Source organism: Enterobacter sp. UNJFSC 003, assembly GCF_036903355.1.
Classification (GTDB): Bacteria; Pseudomonadota; Gammaproteobacteria; order Enterobacterales; family Enterobacteriaceae; genus Enterobacter.
Window position 1 is genome coordinate 1 of record NZ_JBAKHK010000119.1, and the last position, 280, is coordinate 280.

Genomic DNA, 280 nt, shown 5'->3' on the forward strand with positions numbered 1-280 from the left:
GTTTTACTCGCTTCAAATGCTCAGGCACAAACCGTACCGGAAGGCTATCAGCTACAGCAAGTGCTCATGATGAGCCGCCATAACTTACGTGCGCCGCTGGCGAACAATGGCAGTGTGCTGGAGCAGTCGACGCCGAATAAATGGCCAGAATGGGACGTCCCCGGTGGGCAACTCACCACCAAAGGTGGCGTGCTCGAAGTGTATATGGGCCATTACATGCGTGAATGGCTGGCAGAGCAGGGGATGGTAAAATCGGGGGAATGCCCGCCGCCGGACACCG

At 57.1% G+C, this 280-nt stretch carries 1 protein-coding gene; it reads left to right on the forward strand.

Annotation, left to right across the window (positions count from 1 at the left end; translation table 11 throughout):
- Positions 1-280 (forward strand): histidine-type phosphatase (locus tag V5P19_RS23380; protein ID WP_334407925.1); only part of this gene is annotated, 280 nt, incomplete at both ends.